Origin of the sequence: Paenibacillus sp. 2TAB23 (genome assembly GCF_052115165.1) — a bacterium.
Taxonomy (GTDB): Bacteria; Bacillota; Bacilli; order Paenibacillales; family Paenibacillaceae; genus Pristimantibacillus.
Genome location: NZ_JBFRGD010000011.1, coordinates 232580 through 256474 on the forward strand (window position 1 = coordinate 232580; position 23895 = coordinate 256474).

At 47.6% G+C, this 23895-nt stretch carries 27 protein-coding genes and 1 other annotated feature; of the genes, 11 read left to right on the forward strand and 16 right to left on the reverse strand.

Annotated elements, in window-relative coordinates; translation table 11 throughout:
• Positions 1 to 150: 150 nt before the first annotated feature.
• The 7 genes from AB4Z29_RS17615 to AB4Z29_RS17645 all read right to left on the reverse strand — a co-directional run bounded on the left by AB4Z29_RS17615 (position 151) and on the right by AB4Z29_RS17645 (position 7723).
• Positions 151 to 1020, reverse strand: coding sequence for a metal ABC transporter permease (locus tag AB4Z29_RS17615; protein WP_441944328.1), 870 nt, complete (start codon positions 1018 to 1020; stop codon positions 151 to 153).
• On the reverse strand, positions 1017 to 1958 hold the full coding sequence (locus AB4Z29_RS17620) for a metal ABC transporter permease (protein WP_441944329.1): 942 nt from the start codon (positions 1956 to 1958) through the stop codon (positions 1017 to 1019). The genes AB4Z29_RS17615 and AB4Z29_RS17620 overlap by 4 nt, the downstream gene beginning before the upstream one ends.
• A 2-nt stretch (positions 1959 to 1960) precedes the next feature.
• The gene (locus AB4Z29_RS17625; RefSeq protein ID WP_441944356.1) at positions 1961 to 2770 is read right to left on the reverse strand and encodes a metal ABC transporter ATP-binding protein; all 810 of its coding nucleotides are present in this window, start codon (positions 2768 to 2770) and stop codon (positions 1961 to 1963) included.
• Between the two features lie 29 nt (positions 2771 to 2799).
• The gene (locus AB4Z29_RS17630; protein WP_441944330.1) at positions 2800 to 3759 is read right to left on the reverse strand and encodes a metal ABC transporter solute-binding protein, Zn/Mn family; all 960 of its coding nucleotides are present in this window, start codon (positions 3757 to 3759) and stop codon (positions 2800 to 2802) included.
• Between the two features lie 199 nt (positions 3760 to 3958).
• Positions 3959 to 6058, reverse strand: a complete 2100-nt coding sequence (locus AB4Z29_RS17635) for a peptidoglycan D,D-transpeptidase FtsI family protein (protein ID WP_441944331.1) — start codon at positions 6056 to 6058, stop codon at positions 3959 to 3961.
• 49 nt (positions 6059 to 6107) lie between these two features.
• Entirely contained in the window at positions 6108 to 7274 is a 1167-nt protein-coding gene (locus AB4Z29_RS17640) for a transglutaminase domain-containing protein (RefSeq protein ID WP_441944332.1), read from the reverse strand.
• Entirely contained in the window at positions 7274 to 7723 is a 450-nt protein-coding gene (locus AB4Z29_RS17645) for a hypothetical protein (protein ID WP_183559037.1), read from the reverse strand. The genes AB4Z29_RS17640 and AB4Z29_RS17645 overlap by 1 nt, the downstream gene beginning before the upstream one ends.
• A gap of 163 nt (positions 7724 to 7886) precedes the next feature.
• Here AB4Z29_RS17645 and AB4Z29_RS17650 point away from each other — a divergent pair, with 163 nt between their 5' ends.
• The 3 genes from AB4Z29_RS17650 to AB4Z29_RS17660 all read left to right on the forward strand — a co-directional run bounded on the left by AB4Z29_RS17650 (position 7887) and on the right by AB4Z29_RS17660 (position 9848).
• A complete protein-coding gene (locus AB4Z29_RS17650; RefSeq protein ID WP_441944333.1) occupies positions 7887 to 9056 on the forward strand; it encodes an MFS transporter in 1170 nt (389 codons plus the stop codon).
• 135 nt (positions 9057 to 9191) lie between these two features.
• Entirely contained in the window at positions 9192 to 9311 is a 120-nt protein-coding gene (locus tag AB4Z29_RS17655) for a hypothetical protein (protein WP_183559041.1), read from the forward strand.
• Between the two features lie 165 nt (positions 9312 to 9476).
• Positions 9477 to 9848, forward strand: coding sequence for a toprim domain-containing protein (locus tag AB4Z29_RS17660; protein ID WP_441944334.1), 372 nt, complete (start codon positions 9477 to 9479; stop codon positions 9846 to 9848).
• Here AB4Z29_RS17660 and AB4Z29_RS17665 read toward each other — a convergent pair.
• Positions 9845 to 10453 carry an SCO family protein gene (locus AB4Z29_RS17665; RefSeq protein ID WP_441944335.1) on the reverse strand — a complete coding sequence of 203 codons (609 nt, stop codon included), beginning with the start codon at positions 10451 to 10453 and terminating at the stop codon, positions 9845 to 9847. The genes AB4Z29_RS17660 and AB4Z29_RS17665 overlap by 4 nt on opposite strands.
• 24 nt (positions 10454 to 10477) lie before the next feature.
• Positions 10478 to 11371, reverse strand: coding sequence for a heme o synthase (gene cyoE, locus AB4Z29_RS17670; RefSeq protein WP_441944336.1), 894 nt, complete (start codon positions 11369 to 11371; stop codon positions 10478 to 10480).
• 217 nt (positions 11372 to 11588) lie between these two features.
• Between cyoE and AB4Z29_RS17675 the strand changes: the two genes are divergently transcribed.
• Entirely contained in the window at positions 11589 to 12011 is a 423-nt protein-coding gene (locus AB4Z29_RS17675; RefSeq protein WP_441944337.1) for a cell wall hydrolase, read from the forward strand.
• Positions 12012 to 12047: 36 nt separating this feature from the next.
• Positions 12048 to 12605: a spore coat protein GerQ gene (gene gerQ / locus AB4Z29_RS17680; protein WP_441944338.1), complete on the forward strand. Its 558-nt coding sequence runs from the start codon at positions 12048 to 12050 to the stop codon at positions 12603 to 12605.
• Here the strand turns inward: gerQ and AB4Z29_RS17685 are convergent.
• Positions 12595 to 12903: a hypothetical protein gene (locus tag AB4Z29_RS17685; RefSeq protein ID WP_441944339.1), complete on the reverse strand. Its 309-nt coding sequence runs from the start codon at positions 12901 to 12903 to the stop codon at positions 12595 to 12597. The genes gerQ and AB4Z29_RS17685 overlap by 11 nt on opposite strands.
• 88 nt (positions 12904 to 12991) lie before the next feature.
• On the opposite strand from AB4Z29_RS17685, the gene AB4Z29_RS17690 reads away from it, so the two are divergent.
• A complete protein-coding gene (locus AB4Z29_RS17690) occupies positions 12992 to 13978 on the forward strand; it encodes a metal-dependent hydrolase (RefSeq protein WP_441944340.1) in 987 nt (328 codons plus the stop codon).
• Positions 13979 to 14241: 263 nt separating this feature from the next.
• On the opposite strand, the gene AB4Z29_RS17695 is transcribed toward AB4Z29_RS17690, so the two are convergent.
• On the reverse strand, positions 14242 to 14457 hold the full coding sequence (locus tag AB4Z29_RS17695) for an alpha/beta-type small acid-soluble spore protein (RefSeq protein WP_138754728.1): 216 nt from the start codon (positions 14455 to 14457) through the stop codon (positions 14242 to 14244).
• Positions 14458 to 14591: 134 nt separating this feature from the next.
• Between AB4Z29_RS17695 and AB4Z29_RS17700 the strand changes: the two genes are divergently transcribed.
• Entirely contained in the window at positions 14592 to 14768 is a 177-nt protein-coding gene (locus AB4Z29_RS17700; protein WP_183559057.1) for a DUF5325 family protein, read from the forward strand.
• Positions 14769 to 14803: 35 nt separating this feature from the next.
• On the opposite strand, the gene trpS is transcribed toward AB4Z29_RS17700, so the two are convergent.
• On the reverse strand, positions 14804 to 15793 hold the full coding sequence (gene trpS, locus AB4Z29_RS17705) for a tryptophan--tRNA ligase (protein ID WP_441944357.1): 990 nt from the start codon (positions 15791 to 15793) through the stop codon (positions 14804 to 14806).
• Between the two features lie 63 nt (positions 15794 to 15856).
• Positions 15857 to 16117 (reverse strand) — a binding site (T-box leader).
• A gap of 121 nt (positions 16118 to 16238) precedes the next feature.
• Here trpS and AB4Z29_RS17710 point away from each other — a divergent pair.
• Together AB4Z29_RS17710 and AB4Z29_RS17715 are read left to right on the forward strand one after the other, a co-directional pair.
• Positions 16239 to 17258, forward strand: a complete 1020-nt coding sequence (locus AB4Z29_RS17710) for a permease (RefSeq protein WP_441944341.1) — start codon at positions 16239 to 16241, stop codon at positions 17256 to 17258.
• Positions 17255 to 18196 carry a TIGR03943 family putative permease subunit gene (locus AB4Z29_RS17715; protein WP_441944342.1) on the forward strand — a complete coding sequence of 314 codons (942 nt, stop codon included), beginning with the start codon at positions 17255 to 17257 and terminating at the stop codon, positions 18194 to 18196. The genes AB4Z29_RS17710 and AB4Z29_RS17715 overlap by 4 nt, the downstream gene beginning before the upstream one ends.
• Positions 18197 to 18232: 36 nt before the next feature.
• On the opposite strand, the gene AB4Z29_RS17720 is transcribed toward AB4Z29_RS17715, so the two are convergent.
• Complete coding sequence (locus AB4Z29_RS17720; RefSeq protein ID WP_441944343.1) at positions 18233 to 18652, reverse strand: O-methyltransferase; 420 nt, start codon at positions 18650 to 18652, stop codon at positions 18233 to 18235.
• A gap of 518 nt (positions 18653 to 19170) precedes the next feature.
• Between AB4Z29_RS17720 and AB4Z29_RS17725 the strand changes: the two genes are divergently transcribed.
• On the forward strand, positions 19171 to 20433 hold the full coding sequence (locus tag AB4Z29_RS17725) for a methyl-accepting chemotaxis protein (protein WP_441944358.1): 1263 nt from the start codon (positions 19171 to 19173) through the stop codon (positions 20431 to 20433).
• A gap of 83 nt (positions 20434 to 20516) precedes the next feature.
• Here the strand turns inward: AB4Z29_RS17725 and AB4Z29_RS17730 are convergent, their stop codons facing one another.
• Entirely contained in the window at positions 20517 to 21320 is an 804-nt protein-coding gene (locus AB4Z29_RS17730; RefSeq protein ID WP_441944344.1) for a (2Fe-2S)-binding protein, read from the reverse strand.
• Positions 21321 to 21409: 89 nt separating this feature from the next.
• A complete protein-coding gene (locus AB4Z29_RS17735; protein WP_441944345.1) occupies positions 21410 to 22294 on the reverse strand; it encodes a fumarylacetoacetate hydrolase family protein in 885 nt (294 codons plus the stop codon).
• A gap of 132 nt (positions 22295 to 22426) precedes the next feature.
• Here AB4Z29_RS17735 and AB4Z29_RS17740 point away from each other — a divergent pair, with 132 nt between their 5' ends.
• Complete coding sequence (locus AB4Z29_RS17740; RefSeq protein ID WP_441944346.1) at positions 22427 to 23263, forward strand: polysaccharide deacetylase family protein; 837 nt, start codon at positions 22427 to 22429, stop codon at positions 23261 to 23263.
• A gap of 525 nt (positions 23264 to 23788) precedes the next feature.
• Here the strand turns inward: AB4Z29_RS17740 and AB4Z29_RS17745 are convergent.
• Positions 23789 to 23895: IS3 family transposase (locus tag AB4Z29_RS17745; protein WP_441944359.1), on the reverse strand; the 107-nt coding region annotated here is incomplete at its 5' end.

The following is a 23895-nucleotide window of genomic DNA, read 5'->3' on the forward strand; positions in this document are numbered from 1 at the left end:
AAGTTGCAAATTTGGTGGATGAATATGAATCCGCGTAAAAAATAACCAACCATGTTTATTAATATCCCCCGTACCCATCAACGCAAAAAGGCCCGCTATCCTATAATATTGCAGGATAGCGGGCCTATCTAACACCTTGTAGGCAAGCCTTTAGGCAAGCTTACGCATGCGAAGCTTCTTAATGACAATGCCATGTGACGGTGAGAACAAAAATGCGATAACGAACAGCAGCGCTGCTGCACAAACCATGCAGCCTGCGATCGAAGCATCCAGCACAACCGCTGCTCCATAGCCAATAAATGTGCTGGCTACGCCTGCCCCGACGCTAAGCCCAATCATAACGCCAAGTCGGTCCGTAAGCAGATAGGCTGTAGACGCTGGTATGATGAGCAGCCCTACGACGAGTATTGCGCCTACACTCTCGAAGGAGCTGACCGTTGCCATGGATACAAGGCCCATTAATAAATAATGAAACAGTGCGACCGGAATGCCTATCGCTGCGGCAAGCGCAGGATCGAAGGCGCAAAGCTTGAATTGCTTATAGAACAGTCCGATCACGGACGTAATAATGAGCAACGTAATTCCGAGCAGCCATACTGCTTTGGGTCCCATATTCACGCCGCCGAGCTCCCAAATGTTCCAGTGTACATAGGCAATCTCGCCATATAGAATCGCATCCTGATCCAGATGCACTTGACGGGCGTATAAGCTGACCAGCACGACCCCGATAGCGAATAGCGCCGTAAAGACCACCCCGATAGAAGCATCGGACTGAATACCGCTTTGCTGAAACATTTGAATCAGAAAAGTGGTCAGCAGCCCGAATAACAATGCAGCGAACATCATAAGCAAGGAATCCCGTGAGCCGCTTAGCAGAAACGCGATTACGATACCTGGCATGACCGAATGGCTGATTGCATCACCGATCATAGCCATTTTCCGCAATACAAGAAACACGCCGAGCACGCCGCAGCAGCTAGCTACGAGGGCACCGGTAAGCAGAATCCAAAAGTCGCTCATAGTGCCGCCTCCTTTTTCACATTGCCTTCTAGAAGACGCTCATTCTCGCGGTTATAACGTTGTTTCACCCGTTGGCGCAGCAGCCGCTTCGCAACCAATCCGCGCTGTGGTCCGAATAAAATGGATATGCAAAATAATAGCGTTGCCGCAAGCACGGTTACAGGCCCTGTCGGCAAATTCGAAACCGATGCGCTGATCCATGTGCCAATGCCTCCGCTTACAGCGCCGAACACGCCTGATAATACGACCATTAGTCCAAGGCGATCCGTCCAATATCTGGCCGATACGGCCGGTGTAATCAGAAGCGCAGCAACGAGTACGACTCCTACCGCTTGTATGCCTGCTACGACAGCTACCACAATAAGAAGCATCAGCAGCTGCTCCAGGAAAGCTACCGGATAACCAAGGCCTCTTGCGAAGCCTGGATCGAAGGATATGATTTTGAATTGCTTAAACAACAGCGTGCAAATCGTAATAAGCGAGACACACACAACCGTCATTGTAATAACGTCGGATGCGATCATTGAAGCAGCCTGGCCGAATAGAAATTTATCAAGTCCAGCTTGATTGCCATAATCGCCATGCTGGATCAAAGTAAGGAGCACAATGCCTAAGCCAAAAAATCCCGACAATACGATCCCCATTGCCGCATCCTGCTTAAGCTTGGAGTTCCTTGTGATGTAACCAATGCCGAAGGTAGCCACTACGCCTGCAATACCTGCGCCAATAAGAAAAAGTCCAATCGATTTAATGCCCGTAAGCATAAATGCGATGCAAATTCCCGGCAGCGCTGCATGTGCGAGCGTATCTCCCATCAAGCTTTGCTTCCTCAGATAGGAGAAACATCCGATTACGCCGCTGCTTAAGCCAAGCAGCGTACAGCCAAGGAAAATCCACTGCATATTGGGATCTGAAAGCATTGACCAAATCTTATCCATCTTTACTCACCCTTTCCGTCAAGCCGCGACGGGGATTGCAGGCTGCGGTCAAGAAACGCAAGCCTGCCGCCGTATGTGCGCTGCAGCTGCTCCTGCGTAAAGGTTTGCTCGGTTGGGCCAAACGCTTGAAGCTCCACGTTCAGCAGCAGAACGGAATCAAAATAATCCTGTACCGTCGCAAGGTCATGATGCACAACAATGACTGTTTTTCCTTGCAGCTTCAATTCCTGAAGCAGCGTTATGATCGCTTTCTCCGTTGCGGCGTCAACGCCGGCGAACGGTTCATCCATAAAGTAAAGCTTCGCATCCTGCGCAAGCGCGCGTGCCAGAAATACGCGCTGCTGCTGGCCGCCTGACAATTGGCTGATCTGCCTGCCCGCATAATCGGCCATGCCGACCTTGTTCAGGCATTCCAGCGCCAGCGCCTTATCCTTCGCGCTTGGACGACGGAACCAGCCAAGATGGCCGTAACGGCCCATAAGTACAACATCAAGCGCATTCGTCGGGAAATCCCAGTCGACCGATTCGCGCTGCGGGACGTAGCCGATCATTTTGCGCTGCTGCTTGTAGGGCTTCCCGTATACGAGAACTTCCCCGCCGATGCTCGGAATGAGTCCAAGCGCCGCCTTCATGAGCGTGGATTTGCCTGCTCCGTTCGGGCCGATTACGCCAACCAGCTCGCCTTCATTTACCTCGAAGGATACATTCCGAAGCACAGGCTTCTTCTGGTATGCGACGCTTAAACCTTTAATGCTAAGCGGTGCTGCCGCTTTCGCCGTCGTGTTTGCTGCCGTTTGAGATGGACTCATCATCATCACTCACTTTCGTTCCTCTGTATGTGCTATTTCAGTGCAGCTACAATCGTATCCACATTATGTTTCACCATGCCAATATAAGTGCCTTCCACCGTTCCCGCATCGCCCATGGCATCGGAGAAAAGCTCACCGCCAATGACTACCTCATGGCCTAATTGGCGTGCTCCCTCAATGACCGATTCGATTGATTTCTTCGGTACGCTCGATTCGATAAACACCGCTTTGATTTTTTTCTCAACTAAGTAATCCCGAAGCTTGCTGACATCCTTGGAGCCGTACTCAGACATCGTATTCATTCCCTGCAAACCCGTGACAGTTAACCCGTATGCTTCTCCGAAGTAGCCAAAAGCATCATGCGCAGTAACGAGAATTCGGCTGGATTCAGGGATGGTTGCAATCTGCTCCGTTGCATAAGCATCCAGTTCCTCAAGCTCTTTGATATAGGCAGCCGCATTGTCTTTGTAATAATCAGCGTGGGAAGCATCCTTCTCTACCAATGTATCGCGTATGACTTCCGTTGCCGATATCCACAGCTTGACGTTAAACCAGATATGCGGGTCATGCATCCCTGCCCCTTGCCCAGGTGCAGTGTGCAATTGCTCTTCTGTCAAATATTCAGATACGGCAACGGTTGGCTTGCGCTTCTCCAGCGCTTCGAACATTTCAGCCATTTTCCCTTCCAAATGAAGCCCGTTGTAGAAAATGATATCCGCTTCATCCAGCTTCTTCACATCGCCCTGCGATGCTTTGTATAGATGGGGGTCGATTCCCGCTCCCATCAAACCGCTTACCTCGACGTATTCGCCGCCTACCTGCTGGGCAACATCGGTGATCATCCCCGTCGTCGCCGTAATGTTCAATTTGCCGCTTTGGCCGCCATCCGCATTTTGCCCGCAGGCCGAAGTTGCAATTGCCGTCACCGTTAGAAATACGATCGTCATAATGAATCTGCGAAGTGCTGAATTCGTCTTAAATGTTTTACCCATAAATAAGACCTCCTAAATCCTTGTCGTTTTTTTATATGCGGCAAAGGTTGCCCTTATGAATATTAGTTTGCCTAATGCCTTTTTTTTAATAATACACAAAAATGTTTCTCTAGTGCAACATTTATTTTAAAATGGGCGGATTCACAACAAAAAAGGCAGGCTGGAGCCTTAGCTCCAGCCTGCCTTTACTATCTCTTCCTCACTCATTCGTCTCATTAACCGCTACGTTCGTAGCATCGGTCGTAGTCGTATCAACCGTCGTGCCTGTGGTGCCTGCACTCTTTGCGTTATTGACGGTTTTATTCTTAGGTACGCCATACAAACCAACTTCCTCATTGTAGGCGTCGAATATTTTGCGAGCGATCGGCGATGCTCCGTATGAGCCGAAACCGCCGTCAGGAACGACAACGGCTACTGCAAGTTTGGGCTTGTCAGCCGGCGCGTATGCGATAAATACCGCATTCTCTGCCGTACGCCCTTTAACGGATTGCTCGGAGGTTCCTGTCTTACGGCGATAGGTATAATCTACACCTTCAAAGCCTCCCGAGCTTACTTTGGACATGCCCGTCTCAATTTCGTTCCAATATTCAATGGGAAACTTGACTTCGTTCAGAATCTCAGGCTTATAGCCCTGAATGACATTACCGTCAGAGTCCTTAATTTCGTTGACGAATTGCGGCTTCATTCGCTTCCCGCGATTCGCGAGCATAGCAGCATATTGAGCTAGCTGCAGCGTCGTATAACGTCCCTGTTGGCCGAAGGACGCTTGGATCAATGCCGACTGCGCACTGCCGCTTTCAGATTCCTTGAAATACTCGATAATCCCTTTTGTTTCGTTCGGCAAGCCGCTGCCTGTCAATACGCCAAGCCCGAACTGCTTCATGTAGCTGTCCCAAATCTCCACGCTGCTTTTCCCGCCAACCGATCCTCGCATGTAGAGTCTGTCCCCGACCATCGATGCCATGAACGGGTTTGAGGAGTGCTGAATGGCCTGAGCCCCGTCTATATTGCCGTATACATGACCCTGCGAGTTGCGAATATAGGTCTCATATCCCTTCTTGCCATAAGAGAATAATCCTTTATCCTGATATATCGATGAGGTCTTGAACAATTTCTCGTTCAAGCCGATAAGGACGGACAACGGCTTCATCGTTGAACCTGGAGGCAGAATTGAAGATGGATGCTCGTTGCGCTCCTCCTCCGTATACTTGCCATAAACGGTTCGAATCGTTCCGTTCGACAGAACGTTCTGGAAGTTCTCGTAATCCTCCGGACTGATTCGCCCGCCTGACCATATATTGGAATCATAATCCGGCATGCTCGCCATCGCTACGATTTTACCGGTATCTACTTCCATTGCGACTGCGAAGCCGGTTTGGGCGTATTTTGCCCGTTCATACTTATTTGTTGATGTCGTAATGGTTTTCAATTGATCCATAATAGCTTGCTCTGTTTTAAGCTGCACATTTTTATCGATGGTCAAATAAATGTCGGAGCCTTTCTGCGGATTCGTAATTTGCATTGGGCCAATGATCCGTTCCGCATTGTTGACCGGATACGTCTTCAAGCCGTTTGTCCCCCGCAATACGTCCTGGTACATGAACTCGAGACCATCCATGCCAACGTCCTCTTCTTCCAAGTACTGAAGCGTTGCATCTTCCTCCGTCGTTTTCTCCTTATAGAAATCGACCGTTTCACGGACACCCTTGTATTTCTTCAGATAGCCGACCAATTGAACCGCAATGGAGTCTGTGCTGTAATTCCGGACGCTTTCCTCCATTATATCGATTCCCTTGAATTTGGTACGATTCTCCATGAAATACGCGATTTCTTCATTGGTTAACCCCGATTTGATCCGTCTTGGCGTCGAGATGTTGTTGCGCTTGAAGTCCAAATCCATCTGACGAATAATATCATCAACCGTCATCGCCTTGGCCGGATCGCCGTATTCCGTAAAAACCTCCAGCAGCTTCGCGGCCATCTCCTTCGCGTTCTCTTTCGCATCCGCGAGCTTAAGCTCCGGCTGTACGCTGAAATAGATCGACTGCGTTGACGTCGAGTAAGCAATCTCAACGCCGTTGGAATCATAGATATTGCCGCGTATCGGTGGAATCTTCACACTGCGTGTTGATTTGTCAATCCCTTCCGCGCTAAGTGTCGGACCCTCCACAAACTGCAGAATGGCTAATCGAACGATTAATACGCTAAATAATGCAAAGGTTACGAAAAAAAATAAGTTCAATCGAAATGAAAAATGGCGCCTGTTAATAATTTCCCGCTTCTGCGGATCATCCTGCATGTTGAATCACCTCATATTCCTATATTAAATGTGCCGCTCTATAAGCAAGCTATGCTTCCCTGATATGGGTTTCATCGAATCCTGGCGGGTTAAACCAGTCCCCCGCATTCGCCCATGTAGCATCCAGCGGAATCCAGCTGTCAGCGCCGGCCCCGATACGCACCTCATTCCAAGCATGCGGTCCAAAGCCTCCAGACCCGTTAGCCCCCATTCCCGTTACAACCCGCACCTCGAGACCAACGGATCTTGCCATCACAGCATACAAGCGAGCTATATCTATACAGACGCCTTTACGCGTATCAAATGTTTCGGGAGGGTTTTGTTCCTTCCAAATGCCTTGCTCTTCATAATTGCGGGCTTTGTCATAGTCATAGGCTATTCTCGTACCTAGCCATTCATACAGGCTTCTTGCCTTTGCCTCATCCGTCTGCGCATCCTTCGTTACATAAACAGCTGCCTGCTCGATCTCTGCGGGAATGGCATAATCAATCATTTCGTATTTGCGCTGCAAAATTTGCTTGAACTGCGCTTCGACCGCCTCGGTAAACACGGGTCCCTGTCCAGTGAGAACGTCTCCGGCAACCGGGCTTAACCAAGCAGCAGCTTTGCTGTAGACCTGTGAATTGGATATTTGATCGACATACCAGCCGTTAGGCATTAGCGACACATAAACGAATAGCAAAGCTACGAATACGAATGAACGACCGGCCCCGTGGATAGCGCCCAGCAATGCACCTACTGCACGGCTGGCTTGTTTCTTGCCGCGTATTTCAGCAAGCGGCTCCTCTTTGCTCCTGCTGCGCAGCATGCCCTCTACTGCACGTTCTGCCATAGGCTCGATAAGTGCAGCCAGTGCGCGCAGCAGCAAATAGCTGAGCAGAAACATAACCGCATAGCGGAGCAGCGCGAAATCGCGCAAGCTCGTCACAAGCGTATACCAAGCTTGCTCTATTCCGCTCAGTTCTTGCTGCGGGACCTTTACCGCGCCAGTCAGCCACTTGGCCGCAGCTGGCGACAATCGATTCGTGAGCTGAGCAGAAAGCACGAGGCAGACCGCAATCACAATGCCCTCCCATACAAAAAAGAAGAGGCGCTTCGCTGAACCAGACGCGCCTCTTCTCATCCCTTGCACTAGAGAGCCAAGCAGCAGAAAAAACACAATAACGCCAATAGGCTCCAGCTCATTCAATCGTTGTACCCAGCTCGCCATAAGCATTATCCGTTCTGCTTCGCTTGATCGATGAGGGCTTGAATCGTACTGTCAAGCTTCCATTTGCCGAGCTCCGTTCCGCGAAACGAAACGGCAACCTCTTTGTCGCCCGGCACGCCGGTCAGCTCTAGGTTTTTGGTTTTCACCGTGAACGTACCGTCCGCATTCGTAACAAAGGTTGCATCCTTCGCCTCGCCTACCATTGCATTCACGGCTTCCTGCTTGACCGTATCCGCCACCTTGGTGCCGATCTCCTTCAGGTCGTCCATGCTATAGCCGCTATATACAATTATACCAATGATAATGACCGCCGCGATCGCCCACTTGATAACGGTCTTGACGACACGGACAATAAGCAGCAGCACAATAAGCGCAATAACAAGCACGAGCCAATGCTCTTTGAAGAACGCCGTCCATGTGTCCCAATCATACGTCGAAAAATTCAAAAAATCCAAGTTGTCATCCCCTTCATTATACCTCGTACAAAACCTCATTACAAAATATTATAACCTACAGTTTATAGGGCGTAAACGCTTGCTCTCTTTTTCAGCAGACATATCCTGTCCAACTAAAACGTACAAGTATATAAGTGTGTAATTGGCTAGGAGGGGAAGCCCTGTGAAAACCGCAATTTGGCTTTATTTATTTTTGTTCGTCGCTTTCTTTGACCTGCACGCGCAATACCCGATCTTGACGCCATTCGCCATATCGCTTGGCGCAGCGCCTTCCTTTATTGGATTGATGATGGGCATGTACTCTATCACGCACCTGCCCGGCAATTTAATAGCGGGCTTCGGCGTTGACCGATACGGCAGTCGATTCTTTATCGTGTTCAGCCTGATGGCAGCCGGAATCGTACTCTTATTCCAGTCACATGTCACCAACCCTTGGCAGCTGCTGCTGCTGCGCTCCATAAGCGGCTTCGTGCTTGCCTTCCTGTCGCCCGCCTGCCTATCCTTGCTTGCCAAAATGACTACCGACCGCACGCAGCAAGGCAAGCTCATGGCCGGGAACGGGCTCGTCCATACGCTCGCATCAGTTGTTTCTCCAGCCGCTGGCGCCTATTTGGTTGCCAAAATCGGCTTTGCGACTGCTTTCACGCTGCTGGGCTGGATTCTCATCGTCACTTCCGTTTGTGCGATTTTCTTCATTCGCGATGCACGCGCAGGCAGCGCTCAAGCTGCTGTACCCGATGCAGAGCAGCAGCCTAAGGAGAAACCAAAGCTTCCATTGGAGCAGCCAGCTTCCATCCCGTGGCTCATCTATCTGCTGCCAGTAGCGATAAGCTGTGCCCAAGGCATTCTATCGTTCGAGCTCCCGCTGCTTGCCAAGACCAAGGAAGCAATGATGACGACAGGACTTTTATTCTCTGTAGTCAGTATCGGAGCGCTCGTTACGCTGAGCATGCTTTTCCTTAACCGCGTACCCGCGTACCAACGGACACTTTGGGGCTCGTTATTTCTTGCCATCGTCTATTTCGGCATAGCCTCCCAAATACCGGCTCCGCTTACCCTTATGCTGCTTTTAGTCGGTATGGCTAAGGGCGTCATACTGCCGGCGCTCTCTACGTTATTGATCGAGCTTAGCGGAGGAGCCCGCTACGGAAGAACTTTTTCTGTTCTTTCGATCGCGTTCTCAATTGGCGCCTTTATAGGCCCGATGGCTGCAGGTCAAGTACGTGATCATCTATCCCCTTATTACATCGCATTCATCGCTTTAATGATCGCCGTCACGCTTTTGCCGCTGCATATTTCACGTTCGATTCCCTCGCGCACCCATTTTTCATAGGCATGGGTAAACGCACAGGGCTAATTCCTCCCCGCCACATATCATACATTATGGCAAATGACCAGCCGGTAAACAGCCGAAGCAGGCTAATGGCTATCATCGCTCTCAAGCAAATGAAACGGGGTGACACCATATATGTCTGGAAATGTAGGCGGATTAAATCAAGGTTGCGGGCACAACGGCCACTCGAATATCGGCATCATTCTCGTATTGTTTATCCTGCTCGTGATCATCGCATGCACATGCATGTACTAATTTGAAATCAAAAATGGCTGACTAGGATACCATCCTGGTCAGCTGTTTTTCTTTTTCAGCCTTGCAAAATCTTTATCCCATGTAATATCGGTAAAATCGAAATAAGGTGGTAAACTAAGCATAACGCTTCCGCTCCGCTTTAACTTTCATTCGAGGTGATGACAGATGGAAATAGCCATTATTGTAGAAGGCAAAAACGATAAATCGAGATTAAGACGCGTCCTTGACGAGGAGGTGCGCATTTATTGCACATTCGGCACGCCCGGCTCCGATCAGCTTGATAAGCTGCGCAGACAGGTAGGTCATGATCAAGCATACATATTTACCGATAATGATTCCTCTGGGAAGCGGATCAGGTTCCTTCTCAGGGACGTATTCCCGGATGCCGAGCATATCTATACCCGCAAAGGCTATTCAGGCGTAGAGCATACCCCGCTTGAATATTTAATTGAGCAATTAGAAAAAGCGGGACTCGATGCGCATATTAATTATGCCGCGCTAAGTCCCGCTTCGGTATGGAGCAAAGATGAATTTTAGAGAATCTTGTTAAGCTCGTCAACGATGCTCTTTGCCGTTAAATCCTCTGAGCTTCCGTTGATCCATTTGCGGATTTGTCCGTCCTTATCCACAATTGTAATGACATTCATATGCGTATAAGAGCCGTCTTTTTCTTTGATGACCGCGACGCCAAAGTCCCTCGCCAATTGCAGCGTACCCGTCTCTTCATCTCCGCGCAGGAAATGCCAGCTGCTTGTATCAGCGAAATGGCGCTTCGCAAAGTCCCTTATTGCATCAGGCGTATCGCGCTCCGGATCAAACGTAATGGAAATTAGATCGGCGCTTTTGCCTAGCTTGCCTTCTGCCTCGAGCTGGTCTTGAACCTGCGAGAGCAGGAAGGTGGTCGGAGGACATACATCCGGACAGTTCGCAAAGTAAAAATAAACGACGCGCGCTTTGCCGTTTGTCGATGCCAGCGAAACTGGCTTCCCGTCGATATCGTTCATCTCGAAAGCCGGAGCAGCCTGCAGCACAGGCAGCGTCTGTTTCGGCTGCATGCCGTACGTTATAAACAAATAAATACCCATTGCCGCGCATAGCGCCAGCACTGCAATCTTGAAGCTATGCTTCTTAACAAATGCCACGTTATTCACTCCTTGTACGAATGACTATGATCCCGTCGTATTCAGAATCATTACAATGAATATAACCATTAAGTAATTGACCGATATAAGAAAATTCGTTTTTGCCCACTTTTCCGTATCCTTGGCGCCTGTGCCGCGGAGCGTATGAACGAGCCACAGCAAACCAACCACAACCGAAATAATCAAGAAATAGATGCCCACATACCCATACGTATAGAACAAAATACTAGCCGGAAGCAATAGCACGATATAAGGAATCATTTGCAGCTTAGTCCGTTTGATCCCTTTCACGACGGGCAATAGCGGAAATCCGGCTTCCCTGTATTCCTCCACTCTTCGAATCGCAAGCGACCAGAAATGTGCAGGCTGCCACAGAAACAATAACGCGAACAAAATCCAAGCACCGGCATCGACTTCATTCGTAACTGCGCAGTATCCAATTACAGGCGGCATGGCTCCTGAAATCCCACCGACCGAAGTACTCCATGTAGACGTCCGCTTCAACCACATAGTATAGATGACGATGTAAACGAACCATCCGAGCAAGCCTAGCCAGCCCGACAATGGATTCACGAGCAGGAATAGCACGGCAAGTCCAACAATTCCGAGCACGATGCCGTAAGCAAGCACGGTTCCCGGCTGCATGCGGCCAGTCGGCAGAGCCCGGTCCTTCGTGCGCTCCATTTTCAAATCAAGTTCCCTGTCCCAATAGTTATTAATGACGGTAGCCGACGCAATCGTCAACGTTGAACCGATTAGCGCCCATATAAGCAATAGGAAATCAATATCCCATTTGGAAGCAACCAAGAAACCACCTAGCGCAGCGAACACGTTAAGTCGAAGTAGCCGCGGTTTTGTTAATGCAATTAAGTCTTTCAGCACGAAGCGAGCCTCCCGAGTTTTGCGACAAGACGCCATGCGGCATCTATCATCCATTAATGAACCGTTCTTAATCATACCGAAAAAAAGTAGCTGTGACAATGTTCGACGGGTTTGTTCATCATTTTGCCACGCAAATTGTGACAAATCATTTAGTCACCTTTTGGGTAGGCGCCGAGTACACTGTCTATGTAGTTAGATGCCCATTCAAAGCGAGGTTCTTAAAGCTAGCGAAGGGAAGTGAACCGTCAAGTCTATGGCCGTCATTAAAACCAACTCCGAGGATACGAAGATGCTCGCCAGGCTCATGCGAGCGGAAGCAGAGGGCGAAGGCGAGCTTGGCATGCTGATGGTCGGCAATGTCGGAGTAAACCGCGTACTCGGCAACTGTCTGGATTTCAAAAACATTCGCTCCATTCAACAAATGGTCAATCAACGGCCAGGCGGCTTCGAAGCGACGACAAAAGGCTACTTCTACCAAAGCGCGCGCGATAAGGACATCCGCTTAGCCAAACGGATCATTAATGGAGAACGACAGCACCCGGCGTCCAATGCGCTTTGGTTTTTCCGCCCGGCAGGCAGCTGCCCAGACACATGGTGGGACCAGTCCAACAGCGGAAGATATAAGGCCCATTGCTTCTTTATTCCGACGCGCGGCGACTGTCCAGCGGTTTATTAATCCTATTTCTAATGTGTGAAAGCGAGGAAATTCAACATGTCTAACGGTTACGGCTACAAAAACCCAGTAAGTCCAGCAAATACGGGCAGCTACCCAGGTTATGGATATGGTGGCTATGGCCACTACGGATATCCAATGGCAATGGCTGCCCAGCCTACGACGTTCCCTGCCCAGCTTCCGACAAACATGCAGGTGCAAGGCGCACAAATGCAAGCTCCTCCTAGCGTTCCAAGCGGCGCATTCGTTACGCCTGCCGGAGGCAACATCGTTACCCTTCCAGCCGTTGAGGAATCTTACGTAGAGAACATTCTTCGTTTAAACCGCGGCAAAATGGCAACCTTCTATATGACATACGAGAACAACCGGGAATGGAACGCCAAAATTTTCAAAGGCGTAATTGAAGCCGCTGGGCGCGATCATATCGTAATCAGCGATCCAACGACAGGCATGCGCTACTTACTCTTAACGCTCAATCTGGATTACGTGACTTTCGATGAGCCTATCGCTTATGAATACCCGTTCCAAGGCAGCGTCGTCAGCTCATCCACGCCGCTTGGAATGGCCACCTTAGGTACTGTTAATTCTAGCCGCTAACCGCATCCTGCTTGTTTGGATGAACGGGCTTAAAGGTCCACACATGCAGCTTCGCCTGACCGCCAACAATATAGCTTGAAACCTCTGACCAAGAAGAACGCTCTCCGCAGCGTTCTTTTTTGATTTGTTCCGCCTCAGCGGAAGTAGGTGCATGCCATACCTCAACAAACAGATTCGGCTGATCCGTTCCTTCATATAAATACATATCCATTTCATGCTGAAGCAGCTTATTCGTCAATTCAAGAAATGAAAGGCGGCTCTCCTCTGCAATACGGTATTCCGCAAAACAAATATACATGCTTGTCATGTCCCCTTTTACTTACATTGATAAAGTTCCCCTGAACCGTCGATACTACACCTAATCATTCATTATGGGAGGATTCGATATGGATACTGGAACACATCTTGTCATGGGCATCGGACTTGCCGGTTTGGCTGCAATTGACCCTGTAGTTGCAGGGGATCAAACGATTCAGACTGCCGTATTGCTCGGCACCGTAATCGGATCGCAAGCGCCTGATCTGGACGGCTTGCTGCGACTGAAAGGGAATGCCGTTTATGTACGCAACCACCGCGGCATTTCCCACTCGTTGCCGGCAATCGCCATTTGGACGGTCCTCATTACCGGCATACTCCAACTCTTTTATCGCGGCAGCCTTCCTTGGCTCCATGTCGGAGGGTGGGTACTGCTCGCCGTATGCGTACATGTCTTCACTGATCTGTTCAACACATACGGTACGCAAGCTATGCGTCCTTTTACGGATAAGTGGATTTCTTGGAATATTATCCATATTTTCGATCCAATCATCTTTACCACCCATGTCATAGCTATTTTACTTTGGGCAGGCGGCTTCGTAAATCCTGCCTTCGTATTTCCGCTCATGTACGCGTTTCTGACTATTTATTTCGTATGGCGGACTTTAACGGCAAGAAGCACCGTACAGCGGATGAAGAAGCTGGACTCCGAATATGAAACGGGTGACGTATATATCGCCATACCGACCATTTCATTAACGATCTGGAACGTAGTTAAGCAGTCACAAGATGGCGGTTTCGTTATAGGTAATTTACGGAACGGCAAGCTGATATGGCTGGACCGCGTAAAATGCTCTAGCCACCCCGCCGTTGCCAAATCCAAAAACGATCCGGCCATACGATCCTTTCTTTATTTCACGAGCTTTGCTTGCGCCGATGTGCGGGAGCATCAATGGGGCTATGAAGTAAGATGGTGTGACGTTAGATATCGGCATCGCAAGCAATATCCGTTCGTCGGCGTACTGCTTATGAACAAAAATGATGAAACGATCGGCTCATACGTGGGCTGGCTCAGCGATGAACGATTGATGAAACGATTGCGGATGGACACCTATTAACGCATTATGGACGAAAGCTCCTGCTGAGATTGCACGGAGCTTTCTTTTTTGTCAAAAAAAGAGAAGCGCATCTCTATTCCACCTGTGATAAAATAAGGCATAACGCACAAGCGTAAATGGCTGTCGCCGTCCTCTGTGGCAAAAGCAGTCGTTTCGCGGAGATATATAAGCACATTTATATGTAAAACCATATAAATGCTTATATATTTAAAAAGCCCAAGGCAAGCCTTGGGCTTCAATTCATCATTGTGTATTAGAAACGATTAACGGGAACCGCCAGACAGCTGTTGTTCAGCAATTTGGACTAGCTTTTTCGTAATGTAGCCACCTAGGGAGCCAGCATCACGCGTCGAAACATTACCGTAGTAGCCATCTTGAGGAATTTGCACGCCGAGTTCTTGTGCTGCCTCAAGTTTCAGTTGTTGTATAGCTTGGTTTGCTTGTGGAACAACAAGTTGATTGCTTCTGCTTCCTGCCATAATGTATTTCTCCTTTCGTCCTCTGCACTTTGATGTGTGTTGCAAGCTTGCAAGCTTATTATGTGCACTGCTTCGGAAACTATTCTTAAACATTAAAAAATATATTGATGATTGGTTAAGGAGAGAAATTCACCGTGTCTAAGCCTCTTTCTTTGTTTTTTTCCGTGGTTGCTATTTTGTTTATGAGCGCGATGGCAGTTTCCATTAGCTATAGCGGTTGGCTTGTGCTGTTATTTGGTCTGCTGAGCCTCTTTACGATTGGGGCAGGCTTTATTGTAAAAGCCCGTTTACGCAGAAAAAACCAGGGTTGACGCGATGCGTCCATCCTGGTTTTTCGTTTCATTGACTAGCCGCGTGGAGAAAGAAAGCCCATCCGCTCTTTCACGTCAGCAAGCGTACGGTCTGCTATAACAGAAGCACGTTCTGCGCCCTTTTTAAGAATCTCATGAATTTCTCCTGAGCTGCGGATTTCATGATATCTGGCTTGCAGCGGCTCTATCACGGAGACAACATGCTCCGCAAGTTCTTTCTTGAATGGCCCATAGCCTTGCCCCTCATAACGAGCCTCAACCTCTTCTATGCTCATATTCGCGCAGTGCGAGTAAATGCCCATCAGATTGCTGATTTCAGGCTTATTCGCCGGGTCGAATTTCACTTCGCGGCCGGAATCGGTCGTCGCTCTGCTAATCTTCTTGCGGATGACATCCGGTGGATCAAGCAGTGCAATAAAGCTGCCGACATTCGGATTGCTTTTGCTCATCTTTTTGCTTGCATCGTCAAGCGACATGACGCGCGCGCCTACTTTCGGAATATAAGGCTCCGGAATGGTGAAGTACTTTCCAAACCTCGTATTGAAACGATGAGCCAAATCGCGTGTAAGCTCCAAATGCTGCTTCTGATCGTCCCCAACCGGAACGAGATCCGCATTGTAAATCAAAATGTCTGCAGCCATCAGCGTCGGATAGACGAACAACCCCGCGCCAACCGAATCCTTGCCTGATGATTTATCTTTGAACTGCGTCATTCTCTCCAGCTCGCCCATATTGGCAAGCGTCGTGAACAACCATCCTAGCTCTGCATGCGCGCGGACATGCGATTGGACGAACACGTTCGCTTTGAGCGGATCGATGCCGGCAGCTATAAATAAAGCGGCTACCGCCTCGGTCTGCTCTCTAAGTGCTGCGGGCTCCTGAGGCACCGAGATCGCATGCAGGTCGACTACCATAAAAAAACATTCTTCCGTATGCTGCAATTTCACGAAGTTTTGCATCGCGCCGATGTAGTTGCCTAGCGTAAGCTGGCCGCTCGGCTGTATGCCTGAAAGGACCTTTTTCATCATGTACCAACCTCTTTCCATATTCATGTTTCAGTTATAAAAATACGCAAAAAATCCCCCGCCGCAAGGGACGAGGGACCGTGGTGCCACCCTAATTCGCTAATGGTACGCTTTATCAAGAAACAAGCGTTGTCTGGTACCCATAAGCCTTCTTGCTCCATAACGGGGAGCGTCCGTACAAACATCTTCGGCTTCATCTTCTGCCGGATTCCGTTCATAGGCTCCGGGGTCCATTCTGCATCGAAGCTTGCACCGGTTCGCAGCGACCACCGGCTCTCTGTGCGCAAGTCATTCAAGCTTACTTATCCCCATCATTGCATTTAAGACGATTATACCTAGGATATTTACAAAGTCAAGTGATGAAATAGTTGTCCTATTGTCGTATTCTCCAGCATAAGCTATACTGGTAATCGTAATCCTTACAAAGAAGAGAGGATACTGAATCATGTTGAAATTTTTATTCCGCTATGGCACCCCGCTGCTCGGCGTTGGCTGCCTAATCATGCTTGCGTTAATCGTGACCAACCGTGAATGGCCAACGGAGCTTCTAAATGCTGCCAACCTGCAATCCTTTAAAATATTATTTATCAGCATTATATTAGAAGCATTTCCATTTATCCTGCTTGGCGTTCTATTCTCGGCTTTGCTTCAAGTATTCGTAACTGATGAACTCATTCAAAAATTCACACCTAAAAATCCGATTGCAGGCGTTCTCTTTGGTGCATTGCTTGGCATTTTGTTTCCATTATGCGAATGCGGAATGATCCCTGTCGTCAGGCGCTTGATTCGCAAAGGCATGCCTGCTTATATTGGTATTGTCTATCTACTTGCAGGACCTATCGTCAATCCGATCGTTTATGCCTCGACCTTCACTGCCTTCCGGACGAAGCCTGAGATGGCTTACTCTCGAATGGGACTAGCCTTCACGATCGCCGTTATCGTCGGCTTGCTGCTCTATAAGTTCATGAAAAAAAGTCCGCTCAAAGCTACACCTGCTCTGCATATGGTTCATCATGGCCACTCCCATTCACACGACCACAGCGCACATCACAAAGGATTTAAGGGGCGGGTAGCCTCGATTCTGTCTCATGCTTCAGATGAATTTTTCGAAATGGGCAAATATTTGATTTTTGGCGCTTTATTGACCGCAGTAATTCAAACCGTAATTGACCGCAATACGTTGGCCGCTTTTGCCGACCAGCCTGTATTCTCTTATATCTTCATGATGGGATTTGCCTTTATTCTCTCGATTTGCTCAACATCCGACGCTTTTATCGCTTCATCCTTCAGCGGCATGTTTGATTTCGGACCACTGCTTGCTTTTCTCGTCTTCGGACCCATGATCGATCTTAAGAACACACTGATGCTGCTTAGCACGTTCCGAGTTAAATTCGTACTTATCCTTATTGGATTAACTGCTGCGCTGACCTTTATCGGCGCCATCATTACGGAGGTGCTATTATGATCCATCATTTCATTCGAGCAGCTATTCTAACCGGCTTTGCCATGTTTATCGTCTACTTGGACCGGACCGGCGAAATGATGTTGTACATTGCGCCAAGAATGGAGCTTTACGTCAAGCTCTCAGCTCTGGGCCTTTACGCAGCAGCTATTTACCAGATCTATGCCGCGCTCCAGAAGCGAATGGGCAAGCAGGCTCCTGATTGCGATTGCGAGCATGAGCCCTCACCTTCTATTGTCAAAAATGTGCTCATTTACGGTCTATTTGTTTTCCCGCTGCTGCTTGGCTTCCTCATCCCAACCGGTACGCTAGGAAGCGCGCTTGCCTCCAAAAAAGGAATGAGTTTATCGGGCAGCGCAAGCATCGAACGCACTGACAGCACTGTCTCGCCAGAGCTTGATCGCTCAGAAAGCAAAGAGATCAATGCAGATTCCGATACCAAGGCAGCAGTGCAGCCTCCTTCAAATGAAGAAGATGCTAAAGCGGAAAGCGGCATTGATACTCTATTTCCATACGACGAGTATACGGAGACGCACGCTGCATACGGCAAGAAGCTTTACGAGCAAGCGCTGATCAGCGTGCCTGAGAAGCAATTTATTGAGACGCTTACTACGCTGGACCTTTACCGAGAAGCTTTTATTGGGAAAGAGGTTGAAATAACGGGATTTGTTTACCGTGAAGAGGATATGGGCAAGGATCGCCTGGCTGTCAGCCGCTTCGCCATGAACTGCTGCTCGGCAGATGCACTGCCATACGGTTTGATGATTATTTGGCCCAAAGCGCTTGATTACGTCGAAGATGAATGGGTAACCGTCAAAGGAACGTTGACCACCTCTACTTATATGGACAATGAAATTATTACATTGGATACCATGAAGATGGAGAGAGTCAAAGCTCCCGAATCCCCTTATGTGTATCCCGATCTTGATTTCGGCCTATAGACTGGAAAAGCTGACGATTATCGTCAGCTTTTTGTTTTATTCATGTGACTGTCTATTGTTATCCCATAAGTCATTTCGTTTCGGATAATAACGCGAATTCCAATTAGCCATATTGTAATTAGACTCGAAAAGGATACTGGCTGACCATGAATTTGAGCTTGGGCGAACAGAGAAATCATATAAAATCTCTCCGTGCGTCCATTCCTGCCTGAATTTCAGCGATTCAATTGCCATTTGCTTGAAAGCCTGTACTTGCAAGGATGAGAGCCCCTTGTCCTCAACCTCAAACTTTCCGTTCTTGCTCTCAATGGGATGATGCCGAACCCCGAATTTCCCGACTGCATTATTTCTGATATGTATCATTACTGTTCCTGCAGTGGCATTAGTCAATTCCCCTTCGAGCTGGCGAAAAACAAATTCCACTTGACGTGCGAGCGACGCCGAATCCGTTTGCATACATTTTTTCCTCCTTTATGAATTATTAGGTATGAGTTACCATTTAGGTCTCGTTTCATATTATATAGTTCTTTTCTATCATTTACAATATGTTATTTCAAGTAATTATGGATTAAATGATTTTATTCGACTTTTTATTTAGTATACATTGTAATATTATTACATAATTAAATAAGCTTCGAATAATTTTCACCATTTCCGAAGCTGGCGTGAACAAAATTACCTATTTATTTCATCACTACGTAAGCATCTGTTATATGGCTACAGTATTCATGCTTACTCTTAGGATAATAGAACCACAGCTCAACAATTAACATTAATTATCAAATATATTTCTTGATTACCGATAATGGTATCATTTTCTAATTGTTATCACACCGAAAAAGCGTTTGGTATTTTCCGAAAACCCGCTTGCGCGCTTCAATTATTTATATATTTTGCAAATCGACAATTATAGACCAATTTCGCATCGGGTGCTATAATATGGATAATCTAATAAAAGGAGCGCTTACATAATGATCCAATGGTACTATTCGCTTTCTGTGCGCAACAAGCTGCTGATCACTTCTTATTTGAATTTAGCGGTGTTCGCCCTCATTATGCTTATCGTTTTATCCGTATCCGGCGGCTCGCTTGTTGCAGGAATTATCGTCACAATCATTATGGCAATCGCTACGCTCCCGCTCGTTTCCTTTATTGAGAAATCGATTAACAATTCCTTCGATGAGATTAAAGGAACAGCTCTTCGTATTTCGAAGGGTGACTTCACGCAAAAAATTGATACAACTTCGTCCTCTGCATTAGGTGAGCTAGGCCATTCCTTTAACAGCATGATAGACAAGCTTCGTGACATACTGACGGAAACATCCAACATTATCCGTCATGTATCCGATACGAGCCACAGCATATTTGATAAAAACAACAATATCCAAATCGCGATGCAGCAGGTAGCGGCATCCGCCAACGAACTTGCTACTGGAGCAAACGAAATTTCCGAGGATGTCTCTGATATGAGCGAATCCATCACGGAGATCGAAGAAAAAGTTTCTGACTACGCGACCTCGACAAAAGAGATGAATACTCGCTCAGAGCAAACGCTGCAGCTTGTAGACAAAGGCATGAAGGCACTCGATATTCAGGCTGAAGGCATGCGCCGAAACGTCGAAGCTACGGAGAAGGTATCCGCAACGATTGAAGATTTGGCCCGAAAAGCTCGCGGAATCAGTGCAATCACAACAACGATCTCCGATTTGGCTGAACAAACGAATCTGCTTTCCTTGAACGCTTCGATCGAAGCAGCAAGAGCGGGAGAGCATGGCCGCGGCTTCGCTGTTGTTGCCCAAGAGGTACGTAAGCTTGCTGAGGAATCCAGCGCTTCCACCAAGCAGGTTTTCAATCTTGTGAAATCCATCGATGAAGGCATCAAGCATACGATTAGCAATATGAAAACAAACGAAGAGGTTGTAAAGCTGCAAACTGAGCATATTAAAGAGTCTGAGCTTGTTTTTACAGAAATCGTACAGAGCGTTCAATTTATTACGGACAAAATATTTGTTTTCTCTCAAGAAAGTGATGCCATGCTCGAGAGCGCACGCAAAATTTCTGGAGCTATTCAGAATATTTCAGCCATTACGCAGCAATCCGCAGCAGGCACAGAACAGGTTTCCGCTTCTATGAACGAGCAAATCGCTTCCGTCCAAGCGGTCGTCGAGGAAACAGAGCGCATGCGTACCATGGCTGCCCAGCTTCTAAGAACAATCAATGTTTTCAAAATGAAATAAGCATCTCCACATTAGAAAAAGCCCATCGTCTATTCCGCAGCAATGCGGGTAGATGATGGGCTTTTACCTTATAGAGGCCGCGCTTACGCTTGCTGCTTGGCTCTATATGCCAAGCGGCGCTCCTCGCGCTCGCTTTCCTTAATTCTAGGACAGCTATAGCAATAATATCCGCCTTCAACATGATAATATAAACAACAGGATGACTTCAGCCGCATTTGTTTGTCCGAACTGTCCAATGATTCGGTCATGCGAAACTTTACGTTTAGCGGGTTTTTATTGCGCCCGAAGACTGCTGCATCAAGCGACTTCACAAGCTCAAAATTCCGCTCCGCCTTCTGCTTGACCTGCTCGGTCTCATTCATAGCCATGAACCGATCGTACCCATAGGCAAGCGAAGTGGGCAATTGCCCCCATAACATACCGACCTGCAATGTACCCACCGTAGCTATGGACTCAAATACGGGCAATACCGTGTTTTCGAAAAAACCAATCAATTTGTCCTTTACCCATTCATCACGCATGTGCTTAGGTGCCGACTCCAAAGCGGAATCATCCAGATACAAATTAGAAGCTACATACTCATGTCCATTATAATCAGCCATATAAATTTGAACGGTTAAATTAGTCAAGGATAAGTTCAATGTTTTGTCCCAAGCTGAAAGCATGTAGAGCAATCCTAACATTGGTCCGCGAAACCAGCCTGCCGCATACACCTCCGCTACAGATGGGTCATTGCCCTTCAAAATCGGATTGTACTGCTTCAAAAACGATCTCATTTTCTCCTCGTCCAGAAGCTCCGATACGGGGCAGCTAAAAATAGGATTTTCATGTTTTTTGATCGATAAATCAAAGTTGCTCTCCAGCAATTCCAGCATGGTTTCATTCATTGATGCGCCCGTCCCCTCATAACAACCCAATTGCAAGTATTATTCATTATTCTTATTATACAAAAATCGATAATGATTATCAATTACAATTAAGTCATTTGAACCGTTAGCTTCCCTAACTGCTCAATGGCTACCTCAACCGTGTCGCCTGACTGCAGATAAACCCTTTGATCACGCGGATAGCCTAGCACTACACCCTCAGGCGTACCTGTCAATATGATATCGCCAGGAACAAGCGTCATATGCTTGGAAACATAGCTGATAATAGCACTGCAAGAAAAAATCATATCCGATGTACTTGAGTTTTGTTTTTGTATCCCGTTCACACTGCAAGAAATCGCCAGATTATCAGGATTATCCACCTCATCTGCTGTAACGATATAAGGCCCGATTGGCGCAAACCCGTCACAGCTTTTTCCAAGCATCCACTGCGATGTTCGCCGCTGCAAATTGCGGGCAGACAAATCATTCGCGCAGCTATATCCATATACATAACTTAGCGCATCCGTCTCTTCAATATTTTTAGCCGTTTTTCCGATAATAATAGCCAGCTCCGCCTCGTAGTCCACCTCATTGCTAGTCAACGGAAGTTCGACATGATCACCATGCGCGCTTAACGCATTCGCGAATTTGTTGAAAAGTATAGGCGAAGTCGGGATCTCTGCTTTCGTCTCCTCTGCATGCTTGCGGTAATTCAAGCCAACGCAGATGATCTTTTGCGGCCGGGAAACGACGGGAGCAAATGCAAGGATCGCTTCATTCAAAATATAGGAGGGACCGTTCTCTGTTAAAGCTGTCTCACAAAGCGTCTCCAGCTGCGCTCTTGCAGAATCCCCGCCTGCAATAGCAGACTCCATCGTGAATGGAACAGAAAGCTGAAGAGCCTCTGATGCTGCTTTAACATCAATAATGCCAGCTTCCGTTTTCAAACCTAATCTTATTTCGTCAAAATGCTTAAACTGCAGTAATTTCATTGTATTACCTCCCTTATCCATCTTCTTTCATCTTAAGCTTCTCTTATTTCGCTGTAAAGCGCATGAAAGTCTCGCGCAAGGGTACAATAGCGGCACAGTTAACTTACACTCGATTGCGGGGAAGGAATCAAGATGCATAAAAAAAGTTCAATAAAAGGACTGCATGCGGCAGGAATTGCTCTGCTGGCGATGCTGCTGCTTGGTGCAACGACCGAAATAAACGCTTATTCCGCAAGTAATCTGCATGATACTTCGCAAATAGAAGCACGGCTGCCGCAGAAAGAAAAAAAGAAGCGACGTGCAGAATCCATGTCTTGGGTGAAGCTGCACCAGCAGTATCCGAACTCATTCCTGCTGAACGGCTCGCGTCAATCCAAACGTATAGCCCTCACATTCGATGATGCGCCAGACCCAAAATATACGCCGCTTATATTGGATGTGCTAGCCAAATATGATGTCTGTGCTACGTTTTTCATCGTCGGCAACCGCGCTGCCAAATATCCGGCAATCGTGAACCGCATACATAAAGAAGGGCATATCATTGGCAATCATTCTTATGATCATGCCGTATTATCTACCCTGAACCTAACGGGCTACCAAAAGCAAATTTGGCGAACGGATGCCATTATAAGCAATATAATCGGGTACTCGCCTCATTTCATACGTCCGCCTTACGGCGAGCTGCTGCCGCAGCAGGTCAGGTGGAGCAAGTATGCCGGCTTCTCGATCGTCAATTGGGATGTTGATTCTGTCGATTGGAAGAACAACCCCAGCAGTGCTTTAATTATGAAAAACATAAAAAAAACGCTTCAGCCCGGATCAATCATTCTCCAGCACGCTGGAGGCGGAATGAATCAAAACCTTTATGGCACAGTGAACGCATTGCCCAAATTAATCCTCTTGCTTCGCAGCAAGGGGTATGAGCTCGTAACCTTGCCAGAGCTTCTTGGACAACCTGCTGCACGGTAAAAAAGGGGATATCCCAAAAGGCTTTAATTTTACGATGGAATATCCCCCGATAAGCAGCAAACTGCAACTGCACATTTAAATATTTTTCCGATCGCCATTGCTCAGGGATTGCCTTGAATTAACGTGGTATCGTTGGAATCCCTTYACAAAAACGACCGCTGACGCTTCTCCAAAATCATTTAAATGCTCCGTTTACTTATGCAATATACCCGTTATTATTTGGGCTAAACGGCAAACTGCACATTTAAATATTTTTCCGATCGTCATTGCTCAGGGATTGCCTTGAATTAACGTGGTATCGTTGGAATCCCTTTACAAAAACGACCGCTGACGCTTCTCCAAAATCATTTAAATGCTCCGTTTAACATTAAACCTGTTCATTACATATGCAAACAAAGAAACCTGTCCTTGTCAGCATGGAAGGCTACCATTTGCTGAAGAAAGCAGCAAGAAACCAAATTCAAAAAAAAGCGGTGCAGGGATAGGAACTGACCCCTGCTAATGAGACAGGGATAAAACACCTAACTAACATGCCAGTTGCCGATACTGAATCGGTGACTGGTTATTTAGTTTCGCTTGAATACGAATATGGTTATAATAATGAATGTAATCTTTGACTATCTGTATCACGA